Below are 7408 nucleotides of genomic sequence, written 5' to 3'. Positions count from 1 at the left end.
CAATGACTGCGCCGTCAAGCTGGGTGTGTTCACCTACTTTCACTTGATAGCCGCCTTTACCGGCAAACAGTCCGGTCTGCTCTTGTACGGAGTCAAAGTTGCTGTGGATTTTGTCGCGGCTGGCGCTCAGGTTCAATGAACCGCCTGAACCCGGACCGACATTGGCACTGATGCCGGCACTGACGTTTTGTTGCTTCATATCGTAGCGGTTGCTGTCCTGCTCACTACTGAGCGTCAGGTGTCGTTTGACGTCGGCGGTAATCTGTTCGCCACTGACCTGGGCACCTTTAAGCGTCGCATCCCGACCGGCGTTGAGGGTGACGGTTTGTCCCGCATCCAGCGTAGTTTCATTATGGCTGACGCCGTTGCCGCTTTCACGGCCTTTGCCGTAGTTGACACTGGCGGAGAGGTTGATACCCGTGCCCCCCGGTCCGGCGGTGAAACCGACTCCTAGTGAGCTGCCGCGACTGCTGTTTTTGCCAGTGGTCTGTTCGGTGTTCTGGCTGGATGAGAGCTGGATATCCCGGCTGGCATTGAGTTGCAGGTCTTTACCTGCCTGCAACTGACCGCCCTGAATACGAATATCTCCGTTTTGGTCTGGTGTGCCGGAAGCGGTGAGGGTGAGATTATCTCCGGTCATCAGGCTGCTGCCCTGTTGAGTGGTCTGGTGCTGTTTCAGCTCTGACCGGGAGGACTGGCTGCCGTAGGAGAGGTTGACACCCACCAGGTTGTTGTTGGCTTTGTCGTCACCGCCTTTAGCATTGGCCAGACGGGCAGCCTGGACTGCCTGTACTCCGCTAAGGGCGGTTTTGGTGCCTTGTAAGGCTTTGATTCGGCTGTCACTTTCACTTCTGGCCGCCTGAACTGTTTGAACAGCGGAATTCAGGGCCCCGCCTGCGGTGCCGGACAGGGCTACGGTCAGGCCGCTTTGTTTCTGTTCGGTTTTGGTGACAGCGGTGTGGCTGTTTTCCGCACTGGTGATGTTAATATTTTGACCGGAAAGTTGCATATCGCGGCCCGCCACCACATCACTGCCGTGAAGGTTGAGCTGTTTTCCGGCGCTGAATGTTACACTGCCCTGACTGCTGCCTACTGTGCTGCCTTTGTTGAGGTTGCTGTCGATGTCGGTAGTGGATTTTTGGCTGGCTTTGCCGACGGTGAAGCCGATACCCCCGGTGCCCATCAGTCCCGATTTTTTCTCTTGCTTGAAGTGCGTTTCATGACGGGCTTCATCAGCGGTAGTGACGGTGAGCTGATTGCCGGCGGCCAGATTAACATCCTGAGTACCTGCCACGTTACTGCCGGTGATATTCAGGTTATTCCCGGCCTGTACAGTCACGCTGTCGCCACTGAGCGTGGTGCTCTGCGCCCGGCGTTCATGCACTTCGTCGTGGGTTTCGATGGAGGATTTGGAGAGTAAGCCCTTACTGGTCTGTTTGCTGTGTTCTATCAGGTCGGATGAAGCGGTACCGGCATCTAGAGTGAGGTTGTTTCCGGCCCGTGCCGTCAGTCGCTGACCGGCGTTCATGTTAGCTGCGGTGGCATTGAGGTTATTGCCCGCTCGCAGGGCTAGGTTGCCGGCAGTGCTTATCTGGCTACCAACGTCATGTTGTTGTGTCAGATGGCGATAGTTGTCGCTCCCCCAGTCACTGTTTTCCGTGCGATGAGTACGCAGGGTGTCCAGAGTCAGATCGAGTCCCGCGGTTATCTCTGTCTGGCTGCCTTTGCCGGCGTTATCGATTTCACTAGCGGTGAGGCGGATGTTGTTGAGGGCTTTCAACGACACGGCGCCGTTGTCATTTTGGACATAAATACCCGCCTGTCGGTCCAGCCAGCGGTCAGCACCTTCTCCGCGCAGGGTAGAGGTACTGATGATATCCCGGTTTGCCCGTGCGGAAACGTGGTCGTGACCCCGAATTTGTCCGCCAAGGTTGGTGATGTCCTGCCGGGCGGTTAAATCCACTTTGCCGCTTTGGATAAAGCCGCTGTTGGTCAGATTGTTTGCTGTCAGTTTGGTGATTTCACGTCCGCTGATGGCGCCGCTGTTGGTGATATCTCCTCGGCTATTTATTGTCACGTTTTTGCCGGAGAGCAGGGCGCCGTCACCGGTCAAGTCGCCTTTATTCACGCGAGCGTAGACTTGTGGCACGGTCACGGTCTGTTTTGTGCCATCTGCCAGAGTCACGGTCCGGTTGGTCAACCAGATAATGTCTGAGGTGAGCAGTGCCATCTGTGACGGACTCAGTGCAATACCGGGGGTAAGTTGTTGCCGTTTACTGAAAGTAACGCCAGCTTCCATTAGTGCTTTGAACTGAGTTTCATCGTTGTTGTGTCCGGCCAGATAACGCTGCCCGGTCAGTTGGGTGATTTGCTCACGCACTAGACGCTGTTCGTAGAACCCATCTCCCAGGCGTTTATGTGCCAGTGTCGGGTCAAGGGTTAACTGTTGTTGCATATAATCCGTACCCAGCCATTTTTTATACTGGGTGAATTTAGGGTCGGTTTCCACTAGGTAATGGCTGTCACTGCCCGGCTGTACGACAAACAGGCTGTTGTCCGGCAGGCGGGTGTCTGGGGCAACGATGCGGATAAGCGGTTCGATGCTTTGGCCTTGGACGGTATCAGACGGTAGTGCCAGTTCAAATTGTTGGCCGGTTGGTAACACCAGCGGGCGCTCATCTAATGTAACACTGTTTGGTAGGGTGACAGTGGCAGGGGGGAGTACCCGTTCAGTTTGTTGAACTGGTGGAAGTACCGGGTGTTCAGTGAGTTCATCTCTGTTTGGTAGTGCCACTGTGCTGGATGATAATATCTGCTCAGTCTGTTGACTGGTAGACGGAAGTGTGGGGTGTTCAGGCAGGGTGTCCCGGTTTGGTAGTGCCACTGTGCCGGACGATAATATCTGCTCAGTCTGTTGACTGGTAGGCGGAAGTGTGGGGTGTTCAGGCAGTGCATCCCGGTTTGGTAGTGCCACTGTGCTGGACGATAATATCTGCTCAGTCTGTTGACTGGTAGGCGGAAGTGTGGGGTGTTCAGGCAGTGCGTCTCGGTTTGGTAGTGCCACTGTGCTGGACGATAATATTTGCTCAGTCTGTTGGCCTGTAGGAGAAAGAAATGGACGATCGATCGGTATGTCCCTGTTCGGTAGTGTGATGGCGTTGATAGTGGCGTTTGTGAACGTAACTTCACCGGCTTCCGCCATTCTTGAGGTCTGGTTAATCCCAGCTGGCGCGCTTTGAACATGGCTTTGCTGCCTGTCACCGATTGTTATGCCGGTGGAGTTTGGACGAGTGTTGCCCTGCCAGGCTAGGGCTTTCAGGTCAATGGTTTCGATTATCGGTGCTGGGTTATAGTCGTCCCAGTCTTTTCCTTGGGAGGTTTTGGTTCCTCTGAATCGACGTTTTTTCTTTTTGGCATACCAACGGATTTCGCTACCTTCATCCGTGATGATACGTTCGCCTTTGGTGGCGTTATTGTGCAGCTCGTCAATATCACCCCCTAGTATTCCACCCGCTACTATCTGACTGTCGTCATTAGTCAGCATCGCGCTATTGATGGTCATATTACCCCCGGACAGGATTTTACCCGGATCACTCTCTTTTATCTGGGTTTCATTGATGGTACGGGTATATCGGTACTCGTAAAACTCATCATCACTGCTACCATCCGGCATAACAGCGGTATGTACGCCGTATTTGTTGCTGTAGGAAGTGTCTACTTGTGACCAATCATAGCGGGTAGTGTGGCCGCTCAATACTGCTTCATGACGCTGAGATTTTTCTGTTTCGACGATATGGGTGACCAAACCGTTGTTGGTATTTTTGATAATAGCGGCATCAATCTTTAGGTTACCTCCGGCCTCAATGGTTGCCGCGTGGTTGCTGAGTCGGCCAGCTTGACTAGTAGCAGCTAGGTTTTCATCCAGTTGTCCACCAATGCGCATGTCACCCACGCTGTAAATTTGGGCATGGTTACTGTTGTTGAGGGTTCCGGTGCCGATATCTAATTGGTCCCGGGCGGCAATGACAGCGGCTTTGCCATCTTTCGCTGTGTTATTGAGAGTGCCAGTCTTTAGGGCTATTTGGTCACCGTAAATACGTCCGGTTCCAGTGTTGTCCAGTACTTTGGCGGTGAGATGGGTCTGTTCGCCGTCAATGAGTCCGGTGTTGGTCAGCGTGTTGCGGACGTTGACTTCGGTTTGCTTGGCACTGATTTCCGCGGTCTGGGTATTGGTGAGGTTTTGGGCTCCCAGATGCAATGTTTGCCAGGCTTTAATTGTGCTGTTATTGATAATGTTGCCGTCGGTTTCCAGAGACAGCTTACCGTCGGCGGCGATGTTGCCGGTATTGTGGAAGTCCTGTTTTAATTTTACCTCCATATCGCCCTGTGATAAGGTCTGGCCGTCACCGCTCAAGGAGTTGGCTTTAATATTGACCATTTCACTCCCAATCAGTGTGCCTTGCTGGTTATTCACTGTCAGTTCCTGGGTTTCATCTTTGATGGTGAGTTGTTTTCCACCGGAGACGAGTCCTTGTTCGTTTTTCAGTGACTGGCTAATGATGGCTTGCAGGCGGTTGGTTCCCCGTAATGCGCCTTGGGTGTTATCCACTTGTTGAGCTTCAATTATCAGGTCTTGGGCTTCGATACCTTGGTCAAGGTGATTAGTCTCCCGGTTAATGAGTTCTGCTGTTTTGAGTGTCAGTTGGTGGTCACTGTGGATAAAGCCGCCAGTGTTATTCGTTTGTTTTTGTGCGTCAATCGTCGCGTCACCTATGGCGTTGACCTGCCCGCGGCGGTTGTCGAGCTGTAGGGTATTCAGGCTCATGGTGTCTGTTGACAACAGCTTACCGTCCTGGTTATCCGTATCGGTTTGCCCGGTGTCGATGGTGAGTTTTTTACCCTGAATGTGTCCGTGTTGGTTATCCAGTTTGCCGCTGGTTACCGTGGTGTTGCCATCGCCCATAATCTGGCCATGCTGGTTGTTCAGTAGCTGCCCGTTCGTGTCAATATTGACGGTTTTTGCTGACTTTAATGAGCCACTGTGGTTGGTAAGTGTTTGGCTATGAATGTCCAGTCCACTGTTGCCCGCAATTCGTCCTTTTTTATTGGTGAGAGTTGTACCGGTAATCTTAGTTTTGCCATCAGCGGCGATAAAACCGGCGTCGTTGTTTAACTCACCGATATCCAGTGTCAAATCTCCTTGGGCAGAGAATTTGCTTGATTTATCTTTATCACCTTGGTTATTCAGGCGTTGGCCTTGGGTGTTGAGGTTCAGGTTGCCATCAGAATCGACGGTGCCTTGTTGGTTATTGAATGCTTGGGTAGTGAGTTTTATCTGTTGAGCACCAGCAATAGTGCCCTGAGTATTATTCACGGCAGCAGTGTTCAGGGTGGTGATTTTACGACTAGTAATCATGCCGACCTGATTATGTAAATCACCGCTGGTAATGGATATGTCGTCTTGGCTGCGAATGCCGCCTTTATCAACACTGTTTTTATTGGTCAGGGAATGGCCGTGCGTATTGAGAGTCAGCTTACTTGCGGATTGCAACAAGCCGCCGCTATTGTCAGTTTGGTTCACCGATAATGTCAGCGCATCTTTTTCGCTGATGAGTGTTCCGCCTTGGTTTTTCAGTTCACCGCCGGTAACTGTTGTTGCTCCTGTACCGATGATCGCACCATCCTGATTGTCGATTTCACCGGTGGTCAGTGTCATAGTTCCTTTACTGATAACGCCTTTGGTCTTACCGCTTTTGGCGTTGGTCAGTTTCTCTCCGTGAGTATCTAGCGTCATGTTGCCGCCAGACTTTATTAGTCCACCGGTACTGTCTAACTTGCCGCTATAGAGTTGTAGGTTTTTCTTACTGACTATAGTGCCGGTTAGATTGCTTAATGTCTGTTTATGCGTATCAATATGTGTTTCATCGCTACGGATATATCCGAGATCATTGATGAGTTCACCTGTAATCAGTTTTAAGCCACCTAGTGCGAGGATTCCGTTAAATTTTCCACTATTGGTATTCGTTAGTTTCTGTTGTTGGGTATCCAGTTTCAGACTGGCTGAGGATTGTATTAGTCCGCTTTGGTTGTTGACCGCCTGTGTTGTCAGTTCGGTTTTTTTCTGCGAGATGATTTTACCGTCGGTGTTGTTGAGGTTTTGGCTGGTTAGCGTGGTTTCGCCTTGTGAATCTATCTTGCCGGCGGTGTTATCAATTTCACCGGCTTCCAGTGTCAGGTCACTGCCGCTGAGTATGCCGTGTTTATCTCCGCTTTGAGTGTTAATCAGCTTCTGGCCGTGAGTGTTGAGTGAAAGAGTTGTGTGGGATTGCAACAGACCACCGGCGTTATTCAGTTCGCCGGTATTGAGTTCCAGTTGTTGATGCTGGCTGACCATTTTACCGCTGGTATTATCAACGGTACCTGTTGATGTCACTTTGAGCTGCTTATCGGCGATAACTCTTCCCTGTTGGTTATCGATGGTGTCCGCAGTTATTGTCAACTCTCCCTTGCTTGAGATCCCTTGTTTAGGTTGGCTGTTGCGGTTGGTTATTTTGCCTTGTTGTGCATCCAGAGTCAGGTTTTTATCCGCATGGATCCAGCCCGCTTCATTATTGATGCCTTGAGCGGTTAGTTTGACATTGCCTGTACCGATTATGCCCCCGGTTTTGCCACTGTTGAGGTTAGTCAGTAGCTCACCTTGTGTATCGAGTGTCAGATCACCCTCGGATTGTAACAGGCCGTCGCTGTTATCGGTTTTTTTCACGGTCAATGTGAGAGAGCTGGTTTTACTGGCGAGGGTCCCGCCTTGGTTTTTCAGTTCACCACCAGTAACGGTGGTTGCTCTTGTACCGGTAATCACGCCATCTTGGTTGTCAATTTCACCAGTGGTCAGCGTCAATGCTCCATTGCTAATAACGCCACCGGTATCACCACTTTTGGCGGTGGTCAGTTTTTCTCCGTGCGTGTCCAGCGTCATATCGCCGGTAGACTCTATTCGTCCGCCAGTACTGTTAAGTTCTCCACTGTCGAGCTGTAGGTTTTTCTTACTGAATATGGTGCCAGCCAAGTTGTTTAGTGCTTGCTGATGAGTGTTAATGCGGGTTTCGTTACCACGAATATCGCCGCGGTCATTGATCAGTTTGCCGGTAGTCAGTTCCAGGGCATCTTCTGCGACGATTCCGTTTTTACCGCTATCGGTGTTAGTGAGTTCATGCTGTTGTGTATCTAATTTCAGACTGTCTGAGGATTGTATCAGTCCACGTTGGTTGTTGACTGCTTGTGTTGTCAGATCGGCTTTTCCCTTCGAGAGGATTTTACCGTCAGTGTTGTTGAGGTTTTGGCTAGTTAGCGTGGTTTCGCCTTGTGAATCTATCTTGCCGGCGGTGTTATCAATTTCACCGGCTTCCAG

General features: G+C 51.2%; 1 protein-coding gene. It reads right to left on the bottom strand.

Annotated elements, in window-relative coordinates; all coding sequences use genetic code 11:
• Positions 1 to 7408, bottom strand: a 7408-nt coding sequence (locus tag EAE93_RS21585; RefSeq protein WP_214040544.1) for a hemagglutinin repeat-containing protein, incomplete at both ends; no start/stop codon positions are given.

The organism is Photorhabdus akhurstii (assembly GCF_018448925.1).
GTDB lineage: Bacteria > Pseudomonadota > Gammaproteobacteria > Enterobacterales > Enterobacteriaceae > Photorhabdus > Photorhabdus akhurstii.
Note: the sequence above shows the minus strand (reverse complement) of the source record. Positions and strands in the feature narration are given on the sequence as shown.